General features: G+C 39.9%; 23 protein-coding genes, 1 tRNA gene and 1 pseudogene. All 25 read right to left on the reverse strand.

All coding sequences use genetic code 11. The features are described from left to right. Positions 1-2,613, reverse strand: a 2,613-nt coding sequence (locus M997_RS14460) for a phage tail tip protein J-related protein (RefSeq protein WP_156510827.1), incomplete at its 3' end; no start/stop codon positions are given. Continuing rightward, the gene (locus M997_RS14465; protein WP_064720821.1) at positions 2,613-3,011 is read right to left on the reverse strand and encodes a DUF6950 family protein; all 399 of its coding nucleotides are present in this window, start codon (positions 3,009-3,011) and stop codon (positions 2,613-2,615) included. The genes M997_RS14460 and M997_RS14465, both read right to left, overlap by 1 nt. Before the next feature lie 19 nt (positions 3,012-3,030). Then, positions 3,031-3,498: a hypothetical protein gene (locus M997_RS14470; protein ID WP_064720822.1), complete on the reverse strand. Its 468-nt coding sequence runs from the start codon at positions 3,496-3,498 to the stop codon at positions 3,031-3,033. Positions 3,499-3,518: 20 nt separating this feature from the next. After that, positions 3,519-4,100, reverse strand: coding sequence for a hypothetical protein (locus tag M997_RS14475; RefSeq protein ID WP_064720823.1), 582 nt, complete (start codon positions 4,098-4,100; stop codon positions 3,519-3,521). Then, positions 4,100-4,696 (reverse strand): hypothetical protein, encoded by a 597-nt coding sequence (locus M997_RS14480; protein ID WP_064720824.1) that lies wholly within the window; start codon positions 4,694-4,696, stop codon positions 4,100-4,102. Before M997_RS14480 ends, M997_RS14475 begins: the two co-directional genes overlap by 1 nt. Then, on the reverse strand, positions 4,697-7,966 hold the full coding sequence (locus tag M997_RS14485) for a phage tail tape measure protein (RefSeq protein WP_064720825.1): 3,270 nt from the start codon (positions 7,964-7,966) through the stop codon (positions 4,697-4,699). It abuts the gene before it with no gap. A gap of 42 nt (positions 7,967-8,008) precedes the next feature. Continuing rightward, positions 8,009-8,281: a phage tail assembly protein T gene (locus tag M997_RS14490; protein WP_231619365.1), complete on the reverse strand. Its 273-nt coding sequence runs from the start codon at positions 8,279-8,281 to the stop codon at positions 8,009-8,011. Positions 8,282-8,283: 2 nt separating this feature from the next. After that, a complete protein-coding gene (locus M997_RS14495; RefSeq protein WP_064720827.1) occupies positions 8,284-8,697 on the reverse strand; it encodes a hypothetical protein in 414 nt (137 codons plus the stop codon). Positions 8,698-8,705: 8 nt separating this feature from the next. Then, on the reverse strand, positions 8,706-9,407 hold the full coding sequence (locus M997_RS14500; protein ID WP_064720828.1) for a hypothetical protein: 702 nt from the start codon (positions 9,405-9,407) through the stop codon (positions 8,706-8,708). Positions 9,408-9,416: 9 nt separating this feature from the next. Further along, on the reverse strand, positions 9,417-9,758 hold the full coding sequence (gene gp17 / locus M997_RS14505; RefSeq protein WP_064720829.1) for a tail completion protein gp17: 342 nt from the start codon (positions 9,756-9,758) through the stop codon (positions 9,417-9,419). Positions 9,759-9,762: 4 nt separating this feature from the next. Further along, on the reverse strand, positions 9,763-10,236 hold the full coding sequence (locus tag M997_RS14510) for an HK97-gp10 family putative phage morphogenesis protein (protein ID WP_064720830.1): 474 nt from the start codon (positions 10,234-10,236) through the stop codon (positions 9,763-9,765). After that, a complete protein-coding gene (locus M997_RS14515; RefSeq protein ID WP_064720831.1) occupies positions 10,226-10,555 on the reverse strand; it encodes a phage head closure protein in 330 nt (109 codons plus the stop codon). The genes M997_RS14510 and M997_RS14515 overlap by 11 nt, the downstream gene beginning before the upstream one ends. Beyond that, entirely contained in the window at positions 10,552-10,854 is a 303-nt protein-coding gene (locus tag M997_RS14520; protein ID WP_064720832.1) for a head-tail connector protein, read from the reverse strand. Before M997_RS14520 ends, M997_RS14515 begins: the two co-directional genes overlap by 4 nt. 39 nt (positions 10,855-10,893) lie before the next feature. Further along, on the reverse strand, positions 10,894-12,066 hold the full coding sequence (locus tag M997_RS14525; RefSeq protein ID WP_064720833.1) for a phage major capsid protein: 1,173 nt from the start codon (positions 12,064-12,066) through the stop codon (positions 10,894-10,896). A gap of 3 nt (positions 12,067-12,069) precedes the next feature. After that, positions 12,070-12,737, reverse strand: a pseudogene (locus tag M997_RS14530) (HK97 family phage prohead protease). Between the two features lie 17 nt (positions 12,738-12,754). After that, positions 12,755-14,023 (reverse strand): phage portal protein, encoded by a 1,269-nt coding sequence (locus M997_RS14535; RefSeq protein ID WP_064720835.1) that lies wholly within the window; start codon positions 14,021-14,023, stop codon positions 12,755-12,757. Then, positions 14,023-15,759 carry a terminase large subunit gene (locus M997_RS14540; RefSeq protein ID WP_064720836.1) on the reverse strand — a complete coding sequence of 579 codons (1,737 nt, stop codon included), beginning with the start codon at positions 15,757-15,759 and terminating at the stop codon, positions 14,023-14,025. The genes M997_RS14535 and M997_RS14540 overlap by 1 nt, the downstream gene beginning before the upstream one ends. Beyond that, complete coding sequence (locus M997_RS14545) at positions 15,713-16,180, reverse strand: phage terminase small subunit P27 family (protein ID WP_064720837.1); 468 nt, start codon at positions 16,178-16,180, stop codon at positions 15,713-15,715. Before M997_RS14545 ends, M997_RS14540 begins: the two co-directional genes overlap by 47 nt. Positions 16,181-16,307: 127 nt before the next feature. Continuing rightward, on the reverse strand, positions 16,308-16,646 hold the full coding sequence (locus M997_RS14550) for an HNH endonuclease signature motif containing protein (protein ID WP_064720838.1): 339 nt from the start codon (positions 16,644-16,646) through the stop codon (positions 16,308-16,310). A 1,244-nt stretch (positions 16,647-17,890) separates the two neighbouring features. Next, positions 17,891-18,373 (reverse strand): lysis protein, encoded by a 483-nt coding sequence (locus M997_RS14555; RefSeq protein WP_064720839.1) that lies wholly within the window; start codon positions 18,371-18,373, stop codon positions 17,891-17,893. Beyond that, complete coding sequence (locus M997_RS14560) at positions 18,370-18,762, reverse strand: M15 family metallopeptidase (protein WP_064720840.1); 393 nt, start codon at positions 18,760-18,762, stop codon at positions 18,370-18,372. Before M997_RS14560 ends, M997_RS14555 begins: the two co-directional genes overlap by 4 nt. Then, on the reverse strand, positions 18,759-19,064 hold the full coding sequence (locus M997_RS14565; protein WP_064720841.1) for a phage holin family protein: 306 nt from the start codon (positions 19,062-19,064) through the stop codon (positions 18,759-18,761). The genes M997_RS14560 and M997_RS14565 overlap by 4 nt, the downstream gene beginning before the upstream one ends. 99 nt (positions 19,065-19,163) lie before the next feature. Continuing rightward, positions 19,164-19,236: transfer RNA gene (locus M997_RS17520), tRNA-Pro, on the reverse strand. Positions 19,237-19,301: 65 nt separating this feature from the next. Then, positions 19,302-19,550: a hypothetical protein gene (locus M997_RS14570; protein WP_064720842.1), complete on the reverse strand. Its 249-nt coding sequence runs from the start codon at positions 19,548-19,550 to the stop codon at positions 19,302-19,304. A 797-nt stretch (positions 19,551-20,347) separates the two neighbouring features. Beyond that, the gene (locus tag M997_RS14585; RefSeq protein WP_064720844.1) at positions 20,348-21,514 is read right to left on the reverse strand and encodes a 5-methyltetrahydropteroyltriglutamate--homocysteine S-methyltransferase; all 1,167 of its coding nucleotides are present in this window, start codon (positions 21,512-21,514) and stop codon (positions 20,348-20,350) included. Positions 21,515-21,698: the final 184 nt, after the last annotated feature.

Raw genomic sequence — 21,698 nt, forward strand, 5'->3', positions numbered from 1 at the left:
GTACCATGCGAAGTTATTGGCGTTATAACCAAAGAATGATTCCAACTTACCATTCTTAACCTGAGCACTAATGACTTGCCCTGCCGCATTGTATTTCACGTTGTTATGAACAATCGTGATATTGATGGAATGAGTGACAACACCATCACCCGCTTGATTAAAGGTGGCTTGCATCTTCTCCTGAATCATGCCTTCTTGTTTATCAAACTTAGCCTGAACTTGTGTTTTGTTTTCAGCAAAAGCCTTATTTGTGTTAGAGATGGCAGTAGAGTTTGAAATGATATCGGCCTGAGCCTTATCCATTTCCGTACGAATCTCAGTAAATCGCTGACCAAAAGCCTCATCAAGCTTGGTAATTGAAGTTTGAGTTTCTTTAATTGCAGACTTGTTGTCACCAACAGCGGAGTAAATTTCTTTAACTTCCTGTGCCCATGCTTCGATATCCGTTGCACGAGCCTGCCATAGCTCGCGAATGCCAGCTTGAGATTGCCCATGTTTCACTAACAAACTGCGTGATAGCTGAGAGTCCGCATTACTGAGAATTAGCGCAGTTTCTGAGTTCCAATCAAGCTTTTTACCCAGCTCTTTAAACGCATCTGTTTCTCTAACCGTGTTATCTAAATCATCAAAAATATCTGAAGGCAATGAAACTGGAATACCGGAAGCTTCTATAAATGCAGATTTACCATAGCTATTGATAGTTCTGATATAGAAATAATACGTGTGGCCAGCTTTTAAATTCTCTTGCGTCCAGAAATTTCCTTGACCAACTTTGTTTGTTTTGGTGATTACTTCATTTTCAGAGAGATTAGCGAGTTTTTTCTCACTGAACCAAAACTCAAATGTGTAGCCAAAGACAGCACTATCGCCCTGTTTAGGTGATGCTGTTAAACTGAACATACCCGGCGTTATTTCAACACCAATCGGCGCAGGTGGTGCTTGAATAGCAAAATCACTAATAGCAGGTGCAGACATAGCACCGGCGACATTAATCGCTCTCACCTCAACACGATAAGTGCCTCTCGTTAAACCATTAATCTCGACCCGTTCACCCGGTACCTGAATAGACTGTATAACCTTGCCATTCTGGAGAATATTAACCGTGTTATAGCGAATATCAGATGCCACGTTCTGCCATGATATGTAACCTTGAACGATATCGGTGACAGAAAGCGGAACAAAGGCCAGATTAATAGGCGCTGCAACGCCACCGGTGGGTAATTTAGTGAATGGAGGTCTAATAAAAGGCTTACCAATCACATCTTCATATAAATAAGCACCGTCTTCTTCAAGTGTTAAAGATACACCATCTAAAGCATGAAATGTCCATTCTGCAATACGAAACTCAAGACCACTAATATTTAAAGAAGGTAAATCTAATATAACAACTTCACCAGGGCGATACGCATAACCATCTAAATTCATTGTCAGCTGAACACGCCTACCGGCTTTCTTTTTGCGCAAGTATTGTCGAGCTAATCGCTGTGCTTGATAAGGACTGGTAACAAAGCGGTAATCAACGTTTTCCCTGATTTCTAAACCATCCTCTTCTATCCATTCATTGACAATAACAGGCGTAAAATCTGTCTTAGTATAGAGTTGCTCAGCGTCAATAAAAGTACCATACACCGCATTAGTAGCATCTTTCAGCCCCGTTTCAGGGGTGCAAGTTACAGTATCAATGAGTTGTGATTCTGTAATAGTTTTCAATGCTGGTCCATAATAGGCGCCAACTTGAATACCGTGTTTTCCTGCCGTGAATGTAGGCTCCGCATTAATACATTTATGCATTGCTTCCAATACGCTAGATGGGCTTTCATTTAGATCATAAGCACCATTTAACGTGTATCGGTGCTCCGAGCCATTTTCAGCATTACTTACATTTTCATCGCATAAATCCGCAGATTGTTTAAAACTTTCAAAATCAATATCGCTATCAGGAACTTTTAAATAATCTCTATAATAATCAAGAATAACTAGAGCACCATTATTCGACCATTGTGTTTCCCCTGTACGCGGATCGAAGAGTTCTTTACCCCAAATTTCACATTTCACATTGGGTAAACCATAAGGGAATTTTTCTTGGTCAAATGTGAGTGTCACACGTAACCAAGCCATACCTCGCCCAATCATATCCTCTTTCCATGATGGGCAGTTTTTTAGCATAAAGGGATCAGCATCTTTTCTATCGTTATGTAATTCCCACGAAGCCTTGTCACCAAAAGTCTCAATAAGATCATCACCAAGCCAAATTTTTCCCACCCTATCGATAGAATGCCCAGCCAAAGCAAGCGCCAGTGTGATTTTTTCATTTTCCTCTTGTTCTCCTGGTTCTTCTTCAGCAAAGAAAAGTAATCCAGAAGCAACGGTTTTCCCAACAATGACGGTTTCTGACGCAGAAGGAGAGCGTAACATTTGCTTGCGTTCGCTAGTGTCACGATAGTCCATTGAGGGAATTTTCGGTTTGAATATTAAAGAGCCAGCAACTTGAACTGCAATACCTGCCGACATTAACGCGATGCCTAGTGGTGCGGTGATCCCCCCATTGAATAACCCTGCGATCATCAACCCAGCGCCAACCACTTTTGTAATTAATCCACCATTACCACCCATTATTCTACTCTCCACGCTTTGATAGGGTTAATTTGCACGGGTCTAACGCCAATAGAAGTAACGCCCCAATAATTACCCGCCCATACTACGGCCATGCTGTCCCCGTCATCACCCTTAAACATGACAAGATCCCCACGCTGTACATAATTAACAGAAATAGATTTAAAGTAGTGGGAAACTGCCTTATCAAGTGAGCCAAATTTAGATTTAATAAGGTTGAAGGCTTCTGCTTTGGTTTTGTATTGCCCAAGAAAGAGTTTTATTGGAGAGAAACCACATTGTGCGTAAATACATTCAGAGGCAAAAATACAACAGTCAAATTCACCCCATGAAAAAGGGCGGCTCATGGCCACCCTTATGGTTTCTGGTAACTGGAGTGTCCAGTTTGGTTGTTTCATTCACCCCTCGATAATTTCTTTATTTCTTTTCTTGAATTTTTTTAGGAGATAAATTATCTAACCTATCTTGTATTTGGTTAATATCTGAATTGTTCTTAATATCCATTCTATTAACTTGCCCCATAGCCATTTGGGTCTCAAACCAAGCATCAGCCCAAACTTTAATAACTTCACCCACTTCACTTATCGAAAATTTTAGTTTTACTTCTGGTGTTGTTGAATAAGAGTTACCAATAGCAAGTTGTGACATAACAGCTGTGCCGCCTTCAGTTTTCTTTGAGCACAAAACCCCTGAATCCGTTGATTCTAATACTATAAAACCTCTCTCATTACAGTAAGTGCTTAACGCATCTTTTACTGATGATTTAGTCGTATTGCTGTATACGCCCTCCGGCTTGCCTGATGAAGTTACTTTCTTTAATGGTTCTTGGTTAGCGCACCCCGTCATGAAAAAAATAGAAAATATACAAAAGAAATATTTATACATACTTCATTACCTTATGAAAATTATTTATAAATAAATGCAGGTGCGTCTTTCTTGCTACCCCAATAAATAGCCCTTTCAGCCATTTGAGCGACATAGCGAAAGATACGGTCACCTTGCCTTCTAGATGACCATGATTCATCAGTGAACCTGTCAGGTAAACCGATTGACCATCGTTCGAATCGATTAGAAACATTAACACAAACAGCGTTCTCTTCACCAGAAACGACGCTAATTGATGAGATCTGCCCGACAAACAATATTTCTGCTAACAATGGTTTTCCATCTTCCCCAATCGCTACCATCATTAATCGCACTTCTCTCCCTCGGCTTTGTTCATTCATCACCATACCGACAAGGGATTTGTCAAAACCAGCTAGTTTAAGCTGTAATTGAGGGGGGCTTGTTGTCTTGTTTTCATTAAGTTGGCTAATTTCACCAAGACTCCCAACACCTAAATAAGTCTCTCCTGCAATCACAAGTTGACCAACGCCAGTATGCGCACAAGTAACCCCTGATTTTAGGTTTAGTCGAGCCGCAAGTACGATATAAGCACCCTCATTGATTGCTTTTACCATACCATCAGAAAATGGATGATATTGCATTAATACAGTACCTCCTCAAATGAAAGGGTAACATTAGAGTATCCCAACCGGCGATGTTGAAACTTTCCCTGATCGTTGTCTGATAATCGAAAAACTCCAAAAGGGGCTTTGATGATCACCTCTTCGTTCAATGCAGGTGGCGTTCTGAGCATGGGAGAAATTGAAATAACAGCTCGCCCTTCGTTATCGCTAACAACATCGGCTACTACCATTTTCAACTCATTCCCAATTGTGAGGCGGTCACCCTGCTGTAAGACGCGCATATTTCGCTTCCAGCCTGATGTTTGTAAAGAGACACCAGACTGACCGGCTAAAGCAACTTTAGGAATTCCGTACCCTTCTTTCCCTTTTCTGATCCAGCTCGATATTCTCACTCTTCCTGACATACCATCAAGTGCAGCAACAAGAGCCTCAAGTTTACGTGATTTTTCTTCGCTTAAATTACTAAACGTTAACTCACAGCGCCAACGGCTCCCCGGAAAACGAACTGTTTGACTACTGCCATTAAACGGAGAGGTGAATGTTTTACTATTACTGAGTAATTGCCAATCTTCATTAATAGGGCATACATCTTCTGGCCATGCTAAAATATTCATCTACACTCCTAACGTTCTACGTGCAGTTCCATTACTCTGAAAATCTTGCAATATAATCGCTCTTGCTTTTTGTGCACCAGCTTCGGTGCCTTGCTCTGCCGCTTCTTTCATTGCTTGAGCAAGAACAGCATCACCATTACCTGTCACTGTAATTTGATTTACCACTGTGATATTAACTCCTGATGAAGATGATGTTGTGACTGGTGTTGAAGGCACCTTTCCAGCCAATGAACCAACAAAACCACCAGAAGCATAGCCCTGTGTCGAATTCATCAAGCGATAAAGATTGCCGATCCCTAATTTTGCTGTCGCTTCTTTTGTGAAAACAAACTCACCACCATGAACAACGCCTTTAGGTTCAAACTTTCCGCCATGGCCCGTATATCCGCCATACGCAAAAAGTCCTCCTGGTCCTCCACCAGCATCACCACCGCCAGAAGCTCCGCCCATAAAAAAGCTGGTTCCTGCTTCAATCGCTTTGAAAACCAGCATTTTCATCACCATACGAGTAATGTCAGATATCACAGCATTCGCAAAGTCTTTAAAATTGTCTTTACCAGTTAAAGCAAAATCAGCTAAAGAGTCAGACATATTATTCAAAGCATTAGCGGTTACATTTTTAACGTTTTCCATCACATTGGTAGCAGAATCACTAAAATCTGAAAGTCCCTGATTTAGCCCTTCGACTGGATCTAATTTCATTAACTCCCGTTTTTGTAATTCGGCATCAATTTTTTGCTTTGTAAGTTCAACATTGCGCTGTAAGTTTGCGAGTTCTTTATCTCCTAAATCAACTTTTGCTTGTTGATAAAGCAAATCAACCTGCCTCAAGGCATTTAATCGTTCCTGTTCCGCCCTTGATTTTCCTATTAGAGAGGTTTCAAACTGCATTTGCTCAACTTCTTTACCGCGATCATAAGCAAATTGCGCAACAGAATTAGCACGAGCCATATCATCAATGGCTTTAGCTTTCTCTTTAATAGTTTCGATTGCCTTTGGGTCAATCTTTAATATTTCGTCGAATTTTTCTTTATTCTTTTTGATATCGGCAAGTGCAGAATTATATTCATTAAATGAAGATGTGGTGCCATACAGTTGAATACTCTGTCCATCTGCAATTAATGAAGCTTGTTTTTCTTGTAAATCAGAAAGGAGTTTTGTGTACTGTTTGGCATAATCAATGCTTGATTTTGGCGTTTTAGGTGGTTTGATTTTTTTAGATTGTGAGGCAAGTTGTGCGTCAATTTCAGCCTGTAACGCTTTATCATAGCCTTGCATATCAGGCGTTACTTTTCTACTAGCGAGAACATCCTCAGCGTTCAGTTTAGCTAATGCTTCGCCAGTAGCCTTAGCTTTTTCAATAGCTCGGAGAGAGGCATCTATTGATTTTTGAGCATCAGCAGATACGATGATTAAAGAATTCGCTGAAAACTGTTGTTGCTCTTGAGTGGCTGAGCGAATAGATTGCGCTAAATTATCAAAAGCAGAACCTTGTAGATGAAGTTTACCAATTAATTCATCAGATCTAACCGATGCATCATAAATACGACTTGCATAAAGTGCATAGGCATTAGAAACCATTCCATTTTTTTGAACTTCAGCATCAAGCAATAATGCCATTTTTTTACGTATAACTTCTAATTCTCTATTCTTTGTTTCAAGATCAGCAGTTACTTGGATTTCGTCCTTCCTTGCCTTAACTGCTTCCGCTGAAAATGACTCGTAATCTCCTGTATAATAAAAAGAGATGCCTTTATTTGCTCCACCAAAATCTGATGATTTTTTTAAATCCTCTTGTTTTCTCTTTAGCTCTTCTATTTTTTCAATTTGTGCGTCAAAACTATCAAACAATTTACCTATTGACGCCTGACGCTCTGCGTCACTTAATTTCTTCAATGACTCTGTTGCAACGTCTAATGATTCGGCATACTCAAGAGCCTTTTGCCTTGATTGTTCAGCTTGCTGTTGCCACTCATAATAAGCCATTGCACCTGCTGTCAATAGGCCCGTCGCGATCCCTAATGGACCACCAAGAAAAGCAAGCGCCCCTCCAAATCCACGCCCTAATGTTGAACTGGCTCTTTGTGCTGCATTCAGTCGTTGTATTGCTAACGTTTCGGCATTTGTAGCCGATACAATAATTGAAGATTGCGCTTTCATTCGCATTCTAATACTACTGCGCTGAGCTTCTGTCTGAGCTAATTGAAGTTGTGCTTGCAAAGAACGCATCTCAACACGAGCCAATTCTAACTCTGCTGTCATTTTTGCTTGCGTCGCTTTAGCTGCAATCAGGTCTTGTTGGACTTTTAATTTTGTTGCTGTAGTTTGCGCATAAGTAGCTTGAGTCCATTTTGTTATTTTTATCACAATAGCCGTAACCGCTAATGCTTCTACTACTTTCATTACTTCAGAAAAATTATTAGATAATGCAGATAACCCCATATTTAATAATTGAGTTGCACCAGTACTTTGATTTGTTTCACCAACAAACCTCGTCATTGCAGACTGTAAATTAGTAAAGGATTGGCTAACAGTAGTAATGCTAGTGGCAAACTTTTGATCAACAGAGGCTTTCACTCGTTCTAATGATTCAATAATTTTATCTATCGAGGTTTCACCATCTTGAGCTTTTTGTTTTAACTCTCCCATACTGATCCCCATGCCTTCGGCAATAGCTTGTGCTAAACCGGGGATTTGTTCGATAACAGAGTTTAAATCTTGCCCACGTAACCGACCTGCCGCCAATGCTTGACCAAATTGTGTTAAACCCGTTGCTGCAGCTGCTGCGCTGGTTCCAGAAAGAGAGACGGCTTTAGATACCGTTTCAGTCAGTTCAGCGACTTTTTGCTGGTTAATACCTAATCGTTCTGCATTATCAGAAAAACGCTGATAAACCTGTGCCGTAGCATCCAAAGATTGGTAAGTTTTTTGAGCGATGGTATAGACGTCATTGGTTGCTTTATTTAATTCTTGAGTGCTTTTTGTAACTAACTTCAATCTGTTTTGTAAGTCCGTCCAACCATCGGCATAACTGATCACCTGATGAACAGAAAGTGCGCCTGTCACTACTTTAGCAAAGTTAGCAAATGACGAGGCTGATTTTGCTGTTTGTGATGCCATGCGTTCTTGTTGAACAGTAATAGACTGCAGGCTCACACGAACACTTTGATTAAATCGTTCTGTTTGATGCTGACTACGGTTAATCGCATTGGTGAAACTAGCCGTGTTCAGCGTTAAGTCAATATTTAATGTTCCCAATGCGCCTGCCATAGAAACTCCTTAAAACGATAAAATAAAAGCCCCACTAAGGGGCTAACGATGAGCTAAAACATTCTGAGTCACGCTATCCCACTCTTCAGCTTCTGTGGGCTTTTTCTGCCACATGGGCATGAAGTCAGTTAGTTGAGGCGGGGTAGATTTCGGATCGCAATTCGCTATTGCTAAAAGATGAGCCACTTGTGCTATTCGGTAATCCTCTCGCCATAAACCAAAGGGCTGTTTGCGATAAAAGGCTTCGTATTCACACAAATGGCTTTCTGGCATTTGTTCTATTTCAGAAAGGGTTTTACCTAATGCCAACGACAATATTATTTGGAATTGTCGTCGGTCTGTGAGTTTTTTTCGTTACCTGCCTCCGCATTAAAAACAGCATTAGAGAACCCTTGCCCTAAGCGATTAAGGCCTTTTAGGTCCTCTTCATTTTCAGCATCAAAAAGTAACTCTCCTTTTTCATCACAGAGTTTAAAGGCCAGCATACGTGCCACATCAAACTCGTCATAAACACGGTTCACTGCTTCATTGAATTGATCCGAATCCTCTTCGTCTAAATAAATATCTTGCTCTTCTGCAAGCTTAATCTTTATTTGACGTAATTTTCGCTGAATGTAATTCATGGTGCCAACATCCAGTTCTTTAACATAAAAGGTATTATCTAGATAAGTAAAAGGAGTAATTTTAAGTGCTTGATTTAACACCAACTCACGTAATAATGCGCTTGACATAGTGCCCCTTATTTCGTTTTGCTAAGATTAGTTTTTTGTACAGAAGCTAAAGGAGCATTTAAATAGTCACGACCAGACAATTTAATCGACACACCTGAGTCCATCATCTGTCCAACGCTCCCCTCAATGTTCATCCCTGTTTCTATTGAGCCGAAGTAGAACATGGCGCCTTCATCGCGAGTGAGCACCATTTTTACAGCAAATTTTTCTTTGCTATTTTCATACTTACGTAATAATCGCTGAACAGCGCTAGAGCTATACTGCAAGAAGAACGTTAATTTAATTGAGCCGTATTCAGTGTCACCCGACTCATATTCTTTGCCGTCACTACAAATTGTCGTCACATCAATTTGTTCAGTTGTTGAGCCATCTTTACTGAAGCTTTTTACGGCACAGAAATTATTTGACCATTGAATTCGTTGTGCTTTTGCTTCGGTGAAATCGGTGGGTAATGTTTTCTCGCTCCAATCCACTTCATCACACAACGTCACCTTATCACCTTCAACACTGGCGACAGGAAAACGCCCATCGAGTTCGCCTAAACCTGATAACACAATCATGTCATCAGCTTTTAATTTACTTCCTTCAATGGTGAGCGTGGCAGGAGAGAGTGTCGCAGCAGTAATGCTAACCTCTTCACCTAATCCTGTTTGAACAAACAGCTTCGTGCCAAGGAAGGGAGTTGCTTTATGACTTTTTTGCTTTGCCATATCAATATCCTATTTATCTGATGAGATAATAAATTCCAGAATGAGCCGATGTAATTTGACATCGGGTTCGTATTCGAAAAACGTGTTAATGCGTTGAGAAAAAGGAATGCTTTCAGTCATAACTGAGTTTATTTTCTTACGCATTACGGTGAGGTTTTTTGGGTTAGAGTCGTACACATCGAGCTGGACGCGATAATCATCAAGATCCATCTCAGCAAGCGCGTTATTCGGTGTGATACTGGAAAATTGGATCACTATAGCGGGGTAAACCAATTTACCTTCAGGCAATACCTGAAAAAAAACCCTTTCATCGACTAGCGGTGAAAGGGCTTCCTTTAATTGATAAATCATATTATTACCTTGTTTTCTCAATTTCCTCTTTTAACGTTTGAACAATCACTTTTGCGGTGGCTTCTTTTTTAGCTTCAAAACCCGGTCTCATAAAAGGTTGAGCCGGCATCTTTGAAGTACCAAACTCAACAAACCACCAATAAAAGGGATCATTCGGATTCAATGCTGCACTTTTTCCTGTGGCTTGTTTGAATGCAGTGATTTTTTTATCCGGTAAAGACTTTATCCAGATACGTGTTTTTGTTTGCCCGTTACGCTGTACCTTTGTTTTAGAGCGAACGTTACGTTTAATCGTCCCCTTGCGTCGATGTGGAACATCTTCTTTTAAAATAGGGACACGGCTCTTAATTTCCTTTTTTAATGTCGATGCCCCTGCATTCATTGCTTTGCGTGCGCTACGGTTTCTAACTTTGCGCGCAACTTCTTGCATTTTTCGTTGTATTTCAGGCAATCCACTGATTTTAATCTCACCCATCATTAACTCCTTCCTTGCACATCAGTTGTAGCTCTCTGTGTTGCTCTTTCGGATCAATAATTGAGATGATATCGAATACCCTTTCACCATAAACGACACGCATTGACGTGTTTATTCCTGACACATAACGAATAAGAATACGTGTGCTGGCTTCACTTTGGACTTGCTGTGCCTGAAAGTATTCACGCCCCTGATAAGGTGCAATAGATGCTCGTATTTTTGGTAAGAAATCCTCCCAAATTACTTCATTACCGCTAATTGCATCGGGTGCTAATGTTGGTTTTTGTATTTTTATATTATGACGTAATCGACCAGGATTCATTCAGCACCTCGCCAATTCCGATATTGAAATAACAACCGTTCTACCGCTTTATTTTCATATAATTGAATTTCACTTTGACTAGTTCTATGTTCAAACATATCTCCGAGCACTAAGAGCATGGCCGACTTAACTGGATGAGGAATATCTTCAGGTAATTTCCATGCTGGCTCATCACACCATCTCAAACAATAATCGAGAGCACTTTGAGCATAGAATGTAATTTGTTCATCGCGATCATTATCGTCATACTCAATATGTTGTTTTAACAATGGAAGTGAGACTACATCTAAGATATCCATAAGCAATATTAGGGAGAGTTGCCTCCCCCTGCCTGTTATTTATTTTGTTGACTTACCTTCCGCTGTTGCAAAAGAGCCTTTGATAAGTGCTTGTGGGCGATAGTGTGCTAACGCTAGACGTTCTTCACATAAAATAGTCAGCATATTTTTCACAAAGTTGTTGCGATCTTCACGACTCACTTCAATGGTTGCATCCATACGATCCCAAACTTGAGAAGCTAAATCGAATGCACCGACAGTAAATTCACCTTGTGTTTGTGCTTTTGTTGGTACAACTGGTAATCCCCACATGACATTTGAAGTAAATGCTTGAGGACCACCAAAAATATAACGCCCTTCTTTATCTTTCATTAGTGCAATGGTATGCCAGTCACGAGGGTTTAAAATAATTCCTGATGCACTAAACTCAGATTCTGTTACCTGATAAATAGCGTGGGCGATTAAGTCAGCTTGCGTGTCCCCAGTGGCATTTAGCGTGATGTCGTACGCAGTTGCGACTTGGTTAACACCTGTCAGGTTATCAGCTGAACCATCACCATTAAGTAGTTGATTTTCTTCAACTAATGCTAAACCGTATAATAAACGAGTGTTCAGGTAAGACTGCAGTTGTGCCGCATCGTCCATAACTTGGCGTGACGCTTGGATCCAGTGCGCGATAGTGATCACGTTAGTGGTTTGCTTTTCAAAAGTCAGGTCAGATTCAGGCTTTTGAGCCTTTTCTTTCACAGGAGCAGCGTTATTGGTAAATAGTTTTTCGCGAACATATTCTAGTGAATTACTAGAAATACGACCTTGCGCTAATAAATCACGAACAACGAGACGACGCATACCTGGCATGACAATACCAGGCACTTGCATCGGTTGGATTAACGGCCCCGCTGAACCTGCATCACTACCCAGTGACTTATTGAATGTTTTCACTTCATAAGACCCTGCACTACCATTCCACGACTTAATAAGCTCTTCTGATGCTCGTTCTGAGAAATCCTTTTTAGCATTTGGGTCATCAGCACTTGTCGCACCTTTTTGCTCTAAATCAAACAGGCGTTCACCCGCTTTTTTTAGTTCTTCTTGCACGGTTGTTAAATCAGTCTGTAATTGCTTTGAAATGGTTCCCGTTTCTTCAATTTGCTTTTTCTGCTCATCAAATAACTCTTTAACTTTAGTTTGTGAGTCTTCGATGGCTTTTTGAATTTGGGTTAAATCAGACATAATTTATCCTTTCAGATTAAATGAATTAATTTGGTTAATAATGGAATCTACTTGAGATTTTTGAGTGCCATCGGACTCACTCCGAATAGCTGATTTGAAGCGGGAGATGAAGCCAATCGCTTCTGATTTTGACAGACCTACTGACTCTCTCAGCCAATCTTCAATATCACGAATAGTGGATAGTCCATCGACACTTTTTAGTGACGAAACTTGAGCCTGTTCATTTGCAGGGAAAGTACAAATACTGATTTCCCGTAGCATAGAAATATTTTTAAAAATACGTCCAGAGGAAGTCACATCAAAATCCTCACGAACGCAACCAAAACCAACTGACATACCTTCCACGGTACCGTGTTTCATTGCTGCTTTTAAATCTTGAGCGCCACTATGACCGGGTGTCAGTTGCCCTCGAACAAGCAATCCTTTTGAGTCCTCTTCCATGTGTTCCCATTTACCTACTGGTAATTCCCATGCTCTATGGTTATAGAACATGGCTACTTTACGCTTCTGGTTTGCTAAAACGCCCTTAAAGCACCGGGCAAAATAATATCTCCATCTGAATCGGTATTACTGAATACAGATGCATACCCTTCAAAAATTCCTTGGGTTCCATCACCGGTGAATTTAATCTCTGCATCATCAAAGGCGAGTGTTTTTCTAATGTCGGACATTTTGCCCCCATAAATAATTAAGCCCCACTTTCGTGAGGCTCTTTGCTAAGTTGATTTATTGGTAAATATTGCGCTTGTCGGTATGCAACATCCCCTCCTTCAAGTGGCGGGTAGTTATCGAGCCGTCTCATTTCATTAATAGTTCTTAGACCTGATTCTCCCATCGCTTTCATGAAGGTCGCACGAGAAGTAGAATCCCCTCTCAATAGCCCATCAAGATTATGCTCTGCATGGTATTTACCAATATCACTCGGTTTTAGAAGCCATCTTGAAACACAATTTTCCCATCGAGAGATATAGGGTTGTAAGGTATATTGAAGAAACCCTAAGTTTTGCTGTTCAATACCAGTTCCCCAGCTCGTTGACTTTTCAACATCACCAACTAAATGAGGGGGGACACCAAAGAAACGAGCTAACTCACTGACTTGAAACTTACGCGATGCCATTGTTTCTGCATCTTGAGGGCTAACACCAATATCTTCGGCTTTAAGCCCTCCCTCCAATATCCACAATCGTTTTTTAACGGGACCACCTGCGATTTCTTTGAAATTCTCTTCAAGTTGGCCACGTTGCTCTTTATTTAATACCTTATCACCCGTTGTCAGGATTTTAGGGGACTTCGCTCCATTGGCATAAAATTCACGCTGTTGATCTTCCATCGCAACTGCCGTACTTGCTGTCTTACACGCATACGCAATGGGTGACAACCCTACCAACCCATTAAAACCAAACCCTTTTAAGTGAAAAATTTCGTGTTGTTTAAATTTCGCAAATTCATGATCTCGCTGATATTTATAAATAACACTTTTCCCCTCCATGCGGACATCCATATTGGCAGACAACAAAGGAAGCAAACTGATCACGTCACCAAATTTATTTCGCTCAATCAGTGCGAAAGCATTACCATAAAAGCAAAGCTGCATGGTCATTGCCTCTCGAAATTCCTGAGCAGTCATATATTGATTGGGTGAATATCGTAGTAATCGAGCCAATGGGTTACTTAAATCAACTTTGCTTCTATTTCCTTGCTTATCCGTTTCAAAAACATCCAATGGCAAGCAGGCAGTTAACGTCGAAATCAAGCTAACACAACGCCAAACCGTTGATATTTGTAATATTCTCTCATCATTTACAGAGGAATCACCAAGTGATCCTTGTGCAGAAATAACGCCTGATTGTGAACCTTGTTCAGGTGTTACGAGCCTTCCACCAACAAAGAAAGAAGCCAGACGCGCAAACCAACCATGATTAGTGCGCAAATCTATTGAATATTGTTTATCTGTCATCACATACTCAGAGGGTTAGAGAAGAAATCATCAAGGTTACCATCATCAGTAACCTCACCTTCAGCAGTACCAATTGCCATGGCTGATGCAACAACACCATCAATTCGTCCGGTACTTTTCTTTTTAGCAAAAATACGATTTTCTTTTTGATCAGCTTCTAAAACAGCAGAAGCTGCATTCCATCTCAAACAAGGATTCGCATGAATAACTAATTTTTCATCATCTATAAGTTCTTCAAATAATTCTATTGAGTGAGGCATCCATAATCCTGAGTCCTTAGCTTTGTAATATCCCTGCCCATGAGGAATAAGAGGCACAGTAACTGAAGCTTCATCTAGCTCAGGCTCAAGATATTTAATACGATATTGGTCAAATCCAATTGCAAGCAAATTAACGTGGTGAGTTATTTCAGAGAGACGCTCTGCAACAAATTCATATTTAACTGCTTTACCCGGTGTTGTATGAACAAAGCTTTGTCTAACCCATGCATCATAAGGAACCCGGTCAGTTTTAGCTCTTTCCAATAAAGTGTCTTTGGGTGTCCAAAATTCAACATATAGGTGTTTGATGCGAGGAAAATAGAGCGCGAGCGCAGTTAAGTCTCGTGTTCCTGATAAGTCTAATCCGCCATAGCATTCTTCACCTTGTAGATCTTCCAAAGTAAAGAGTTTCTCTCTATTCATCCATGTGTCACCATTGATCCACGGATTATCTGCATCTACCCATTGGCAAAAGTTAAGACGCCGAACAATGCTTTCTTTTGCTGGCATGCCTTGGGCTTGTGTGACTTGCTCACGTAAATAGCGATCCGTGAAGGTATAACCTAGAGAAGGATTTGCTTTTCCCCAACACGATTCATCTTTAAACGGGTCGTCGCCTTCATCAAGAGAACAGATATAAGAAAAGAAACTGTCATCTTCAATGGTGCTTTCAGCAACTTTTCGTCCGTACTCATGGTAGTCATAACATACGCTTGTTTTATCATGACCACTGTTTGTGATCATGAATATCAGTGCCTGTCGCCTACCTTTTGTACCCGCACGCATCATTTCAACAGCAGTGTTATTTCGATGCTCATGAATTTCGTCGATAAGGGCGCAGTGTGGTCGAGGGCCTGATTGCCCATCATCAGAACTAATTGGCCTAAAGAATGAGCCTGTCTTTAAAAAAGCCAAATTCCACTCTTTGCCAGCACCGCCTGATTTAGTGATACGCTGACTAAGCGCAGGTGACTGATCAACCATTGCCACTGCATCACGAAACAAGATCATGGCTTGGTCTTTCTTTGTTGCTGCTGCATAAACTTCAGCACGAGGCTCACCATCAGCGACTAAGCAATAAAGACCAACACCACCCGCTAATGGAGACTTGCCTGAGCCTTTTCCTGACTCAACATACGCCATGCGAAATCGACGTGTACCATCTTCCATTTTCCACCCAAAGATGGAGCCGATGACAAAACATTGCCAAGGCAATAGGATAAATGGCTTCCCTTCATGCTCACCACCATTAAGCTTTAACACCTTTGCAAAAAATCCAATGGCGCGCTGTACAGCATCAACATCCCAGACTAAACCACGCTTTTTAGCTTCATTTAGATCTTTGAGATGCCTTGCGCAAGAATTTCTGATGTCAGGGCCAGCCAGTATCTTTCCACTATTAACGTCTTGAGCATATTGAGTTGCAGGATCAACCGAAGTATTGGTTGAGTGGGTCTTCCTCTTCTTCTCCACCATCTACTTTCACCTTTGAGCGAGATGCTGGCGTTAAACCAAACTCGACTAAATAACTTTTGAAACGTCGATCCGCATCAGCCAGCATCGCCACTGCGGGATTCGCTTTAATTAAAAAATCCCCTAATTGGGTTTTTGTTGTATATGTTCGACCTTCAATGGCGATGGTGTCTCGCAACTGAAGAATATCGGCATAAATATCACACAGCCTTTCTAACGCAAATACGTCAGCAATAGTCAGAACGCCCATCCCATCCAACAATAGCGTTAACTTTACCCATGCCATTTTTCCCCAGTCCGTCAAATGTTCAGGTGGGCTTGGAATTTCACGTTTAGGTTGGGGTTCTTTATCGTTAAGTTTTCTTTTCCCCGGATTACCGGTGACCACCTTCAAGTGGGTCGGTTTCGGGCGTCGTCCTGCCATCGGAACCTCCCAGAAAAAAACTTTTCATTTCGCGGTTGTGCACACAAATGACGGGGCTAGGTAATCCAAACAAAAAGATTTGAACTTTTTACCCGCCCCCACCGTTATAATTACAATTGATATTACTTTACTTATTCCAGTGAGAGTTAGGATCAAGGGGAATGCCGTCAGCATTACAACCAACAACTTTTCCACTCTTTTCCATTCGCTGTTTTGTTGAGTTGTGGTGAAGGTCACATAAGCTCTGAAAGTTCTTCTTATCCCAGAATAGGGCTTGTGCTTTTGTGATGAGCGCCTTATCACCAGATTGGATTGCATCTCTAAGTCGATGCGGAATAATATGGTCAACAACAGTTGCTGCAGTAATACGACCTTGCTCTTGACACATAACACAGAGCGGGTTCTCATTAAGAAAAGCTAATCGCACTTTAGCCCAGCGACCACCATAGACATTGCGTTTTTTCATTTTTTTCATTCCATTACAAATTTTCCGCAATAAAAAAGCCACCAGCGGTTAACTGATGGCTATCTGTATACACCAATCAATGAATGACGTTTGTAGATGATGTCTCTCCATCGTCACGTCCTTTCTTCTACCTACAGCTGACGTTGCTGATAATGACCGAAAATAGCTAAGGCGGTGGTATTCATTGTTTTTGACTCTCACTATGCGCTATCTGTCGAGAATAAAACAGGTCATGGCTAACATAGGAAACAGCGACAATGCGGCGCTTTCTGTTTCAAAAAGATATATAAATATATTTATGTTTTTTCAGCCCTATAATCTCTCTTACAGTTTTTTTTCATCAAAATCTACTGCCCCCCTAACCCAGTACAAATGACGAGCAGTCACTATTATCTAAATAGATATCTGGAGTATTTATGCTCATGTCATTAGTACATGTCCGTGATATCAACTTGTTTACATGATCCATCAGCGAGTAAAAGTGCGACTAACTTTTGATTACACATCGTTATTTATTCCATTGGGAGTTCAGATAGAGTGGAATACTATCTACCTCTAAAGAGGCACTTACATCAAATAGATACTATATGACATATTACAATTAAATATATTTTTTAATCTACTAATATAACAGAAATACAATATATTCTATTGCATAAAGAAATAATAATTATATAATTGGAAATGATTGATATTTACTTTTTGCTTCATTTTAACCGCCCTATGAACATTAAATCATAGGGTTATTTTTTATCTTACGTCTATTAATCAAATAAAAATAAATAATTAAACACAATAAACTAGCATATATATTTACTTTAGTTATAATAATAAGTCTAACTATACCCATATGAAACAATATATTGTTAGTATTGCCCAGCCTCCCATGCTGGGCTTTTTTTATTCTTTCGGAATGCTTTTATCCAGTTCTTCACGGAATTTAACTGGATTATCTGAACCTTCTACTGCCATGATATTTCTCCATTAAAAAGCCCCGCTATTGCGAGGCGATTGTTTTCTAAAAACTTACGTTGATTATTAACAGATTGGCTTAGTGGATATTGGTAATCTATTGTTTTCACACATACCAGTGAAAGCCCTGAGGAAGCCCAAAATCACAGGGTTATTTTTATCTTGCGTTGTTTATTTAGGTAGGAGATGGGTTAATCAGAATTATCAATCTGGTATATATACTTACTTAAGCTATACTAAGCAAATATCACTATACTTTAATTGATATATTGTTAGTTTGCCCATGCACCCATGCTGGGCTTTTTTTTGTTTACACACTCCACTCTAATGTAATCCTGCAACCCTTCAATTATTTGCTCTGACTCTGCAATTCGCTCTCTGAGTAACCAATAATTTCGGATAGCGGTGTCAGTAGGTCGGGCGGTGGTTGCATTAGCCATGCTGGTGGTGGGATTACTGGTGCTCTCTGGACAGTTGGCTTTGATGTACACCCGTTCAGGATTGCGCTCAGCACTAACACGCAACCTATCAATTTCATTCCTTGCACTGGCTAACTCCTGTGAGTGACGAATATCGAGTTGATTTAGTCTAGTTATACGGGCTTGATAGTCTTTGTTGATTTCGACTTGCTGAGATAACTGATTGGTTGCTGTGTTGTAATCTTTGCTCAGTTTGCCGTAGTCATCTATTACCCACCATAGCCAGAATGCAGATATTGCCAGTAGTCCAGCTAATACCTTAGTTAGCGTGCTCATGCGGGATATGTCTTATGGGTTAATTGGAAATGAGGGCCATCTTTAAATGTTTTCCAGTTACCGCCCCATTCGATATCGACGCTTAACTCTTTCGCTGCTTGCATCATGGCATCAGCTACTTTTTTAAAGTATGACCAATCGCTCCAAGGGATCTGATTATTTACCAGCGGAGCACAATCAACAGCGTGGCCAGTTAAGTGACGACTATTCATCGTTTGGCTTTTACCGCTTGCAACTAATTGTCGTTGGCGGGCTTCATTGCGCTTACCTTCAATCACCATAAAATCAATATCGGTAATTTCTAATGCTCGATGTACTACCTTAACCAAATCAGGATGAACGCCACGGAGGTTTTCTTCACTACGTCTGCTTAATCTAAACTTACTCACTTCCTGCCTCCTGTAAATTTATCCCAGAAGAAGTCCAATGCTAAAGAGCCGGCAGAACCACATAAGCCAGCCGTAAATAACGTGTAGTAGAATGAGGCGTTAAGCTCTATTGATATAAGACCGCCCATCATTCCAGCAAAGCCAGATACGAACATTTGCATAATTGCTCCTACCCAACTCCACCGATAACCGTTACGTTTATTGTCAATAATGTATCTAGCTAATCCACCGTATAGGGAGATAGCGAATATGACACCCCATGCGGTGGCACTGAATTTGTCTTTCTCGTCCATTCGTGTCATACCGCCTCCTTTTTGGAGGAATTAGTTAATAGAACGCCGACTCACAGCTCTTGTGTGAATGTGAGGTGTTGTGATTGATTCTGTGGTCGGCATAAGTGAGGCTCCTTTCGGGATTCGAACCCAAGCCGTCCATCCGAAGATAGCCGTTCTACCATATTGAAACTAAAGGAGCATATACGAAACCATTTCGGTGATATCAACAAAATGGTAGAAATAAAAAAAGCCACCGAAATGACCTTACTGGCAAGCTTTTCTGCCTCTGGAAATAACCCGAACAGTATCACCTGTTACTGTCGTAATGTAAGCATGATCTGTACGCTTAATATCAAATGAAGGGATAGCATCTTTCTTTGTGTGTTCAACCCGCGCCAAGATATCTTTATTTTCTGATTCTGGGTAAAACTCTAGGCGGTACATTTCTCCTAAGCAGTGGACTTCTTCCACTTTACGACCTTCACGTTCAGTAATTAATTTAAGTGCGTACATAATTTCGTTCCTTATTTTAGATAATAAAAAAGACCGCCTAGGCGATCTTTAATTAACTCACACACTTTTATTTATGATCTATGGCATGCCTGACAGCACCAATAACAACCATCCGCAGTTTTATAACCTTTAGCCTTTGCTTGAGCAACAGCCTGTGTGCAATTAGAAAATAATCCTAAATACTCTCTATTTAATATAGTAGGTAGGTAAATGACTACAACCTTCTTTATGCACTTCATAATCTCCATGGTTGTCAGTGGATGTGTGAACATAATAACGATACATAAATACCTCCTGTTTTTGTGTACACAAAGAGATAATATGTTAATTAGTTAAATTATACTTACTATTAGATCACATACTACTGAGCCATTCGAGTTCATAGTGGTTTTATTGTGGTTTTTTCATGCATTCAGAGCAAAGAACCACCATACCAGAAGTGACTCTTTTTGCTTCTTGGATAGCATTATATTCTCCAAAATAGTATCCAAGATAAAATCGTCTCTCGGTTAAAAGAACTTTTTTACAAGCGTCTTTATGTAATGTGAACCCTATACCATTTATTGCGTTTGTTAAATAGTAGTCCATCGCTCATTCCATGTTTAGTTTCATTATTATGTTTTTTAAAATTAGCAAAAGAATTATAACGATACAACCGATAACACCATTAATACTTACCCACAAAGATAAGTATTACACAAATAACAAAAACCTCGCCAAACGAGGTTTTGAAAAAACTATCAATAATCTCACGATATATAGAGTCTTATGAGTAATAACGTTTTCAGTCTGTGGGATTAATATTTCCAGACTTCTTGAGCAATCTCTTTTACTAATGCAATTTTATCCCATTGTTGCTCTTCAGTTAATGCATTCCCTTCTTCAGTTGATGCAAATCCACATTGAGTACTTAAACATAGTCGATCTAATGGTACGAACTTACTAGCTTCATAGATTCGCTCTATTACTTTTTGTTTACTCTCTAACTCTCCAGTTTTTGAAGAAATTAATCCCAGAACAACTTTTTTATTGCCTGAAACATAAGATAACGGGGAGAAATCACCAGCTCTATCTGTATCAAACTCTAAATAATATGCTGATACATTTTCTCTTCCAAAAAGGATCTCAGCAATCGGTCCATAGCCACCACTAGCTGCCCATGTAGAGCGATAATTACCTCGGCAAACATGCGTTGTTAACACTAAATCTGATGGTGCGTTTTTAATAGCTTCATTATTCAAATAAACAAGCGTTTCCGCTAATGAGTTTATATCATTGCTTATTACAGTATGATCTGAATGGCATGAGCAACTATTTACACTTTCGCTCTCAGCAATACCTGAGTTGTGATATCGAGAATCAACCATCATGCCCCAAGTACAATCATCTAATTGCAAATTACGACACCCTACAAGATATAACTCTTTTATGAACTCTTGATAAGCACCAATAATATCGTTAATTAACTCATCTTTTGAAGAATAAATTACATTAGTGCTATCTAAATTCTCTGGCCGATAAAGCTCTTTGAAAAATTGAGCTGGTGCTGGGATCGTTAAACGAGGAACAATATTATCTTCAGCAAATTTCAACAAAAATGAAAAATGTTCAATAAAAGGGTGGTTATTTCCAGAGATTTTCCCTGTTAATCGAGCCGTCTCTGGACGAGTTTCAATACCATCGAATGAATATCCTTTAGATAAAAAGGCTTTTTCAACGCCGTTTAATCCCCACATAAAGTCTAAATGCCACCAGCTACGACGAAACTCACCATCGGTAATAACATGTAATCCGGCTTTTTTCTGCTTTTCTACTAACTCAATGATTGCTTTATCTTCTATTTTTTTTAATTCATGGCTAGAAATAGTGCCATTAGCATAATCGCTACGCGCTTTATGTAGATATTCAGGTCGAAGGTAACTACCAACGACATCAGCTTTAAATGGAGGGATGTTAGTGCTCATTCAATATATCCTATATTTTCTTATTAAGAATTTTGCTACCAAACATAGCATTAATAAAAAAAATGGATATTGAAACTATTTCATATTTAATATGAAGCTATTTCATTTTAAAAATTAAAAGCGCAGACAAAGAGAATAACCAATAAAAACACAAAACCTCACTTTAAATGAGGTTCATAAGCTA

Origin of the sequence: Proteus hauseri ATCC 700826 (genome assembly GCF_001654965.1) — a bacterium.
GTDB lineage: Bacteria > Pseudomonadota > Gammaproteobacteria > Enterobacterales > Enterobacteriaceae > Proteus > Proteus hauseri.

Excerpts from the sequence above, each read along its gene's own strand:
- M997_RS14465 (WP_064720821.1), bottom strand. The coding sequence starts at position 3,011 with ATGAAACAACCAAACTGGACACTCCAGTTACCAGAAACCATAAGGGTG.
- M997_RS14470 (WP_064720822.1), bottom strand. The coding sequence starts at position 3,498 with ATGTATAAATATTTCTTTTGTATATTTTCTATTTTTTTCATGACGGGG.
- M997_RS14475 (WP_064720823.1), bottom strand. The coding sequence starts at position 4,100 with ATGCAATATCATCCATTTTCTGATGGTATGGTAAAAGCAATCAATGAG.
- M997_RS14480 (WP_064720824.1), bottom strand. The coding sequence starts at position 4,696 with ATGAATATTTTAGCATGGCCAGAAGATGTATGCCCTATTAATGAAGAT.
- M997_RS14485 (WP_064720825.1), bottom strand. The coding sequence starts at position 7,966 with ATGGCAGGCGCATTGGGAACATTAAATATTGACTTAACGCTGAACACG.
- M997_RS14495 (WP_064720827.1), bottom strand. The coding sequence starts at position 8,697 with ATGTCAAGCGCATTATTACGTGAGTTGGTGTTAAATCAAGCACTTAAA.
- M997_RS14500 (WP_064720828.1), bottom strand. The coding sequence starts at position 9,407 with ATGGCAAAGCAAAAAAGTCATAAAGCAACTCCCTTCCTTGGCACGAAG.
- gp17 (WP_064720829.1), bottom strand. The coding sequence starts at position 9,758 with ATGATTTATCAATTAAAGGAAGCCCTTTCACCGCTAGTCGATGAAAGG.
- M997_RS14510 (WP_064720830.1), bottom strand. The coding sequence starts at position 10,236 with ATGATGGGTGAGATTAAAATCAGTGGATTGCCTGAAATACAACGAAAA.
- M997_RS14515 (WP_064720831.1), bottom strand. The coding sequence starts at position 10,555 with ATGAATCCTGGTCGATTACGTCATAATATAAAAATACAAAAACCAACA.
- M997_RS14520 (WP_064720832.1), bottom strand. The coding sequence starts at position 10,854 with ATGGATATCTTAGATGTAGTCTCACTTCCATTGTTAAAACAACATATT.
- M997_RS14525 (WP_064720833.1), bottom strand. The coding sequence starts at position 12,066 with ATGTCTGATTTAACCCAAATTCAAAAAGCCATCGAAGACTCACAAACT.
- M997_RS14535 (WP_064720835.1), bottom strand. The coding sequence starts at position 14,023 with ATGACAGATAAACAATATTCAATAGATTTGCGCACTAATCATGGTTGG.
- M997_RS14540 (WP_064720836.1), bottom strand. The coding sequence starts at position 15,759 with ATGGTGGAGAAGAAGAGGAAGACCCACTCAACCAATACTTCGGTTGAT.
- M997_RS14545 (WP_064720837.1), bottom strand. The coding sequence starts at position 16,180 with ATGGCAGGACGACGCCCGAAACCGACCCACTTGAAGGTGGTCACCGGT.
- M997_RS14550 (WP_064720838.1), bottom strand. The coding sequence starts at position 16,646 with ATGAAAAAACGCAATGTCTATGGTGGTCGCTGGGCTAAAGTGCGATTA.
- M997_RS14555 (WP_064720839.1), bottom strand. The coding sequence starts at position 18,373 with ATGAGCACGCTAACTAAGGTATTAGCTGGACTACTGGCAATATCTGCA.
- M997_RS14565 (WP_064720841.1), bottom strand. The coding sequence starts at position 19,064 with ATGACACGAATGGACGAGAAAGACAAATTCAGTGCCACCGCATGGGGT.
- M997_RS14570 (WP_064720842.1), bottom strand. The coding sequence starts at position 19,550 with ATGTACGCACTTAAATTAATTACTGAACGTGAAGGTCGTAAAGTGGAA.
- M997_RS14585 (WP_064720844.1), bottom strand. The coding sequence starts at position 21,514 with ATGAGCACTAACATCCCTCCATTTAAAGCTGATGTCGTTGGTAGTTAC.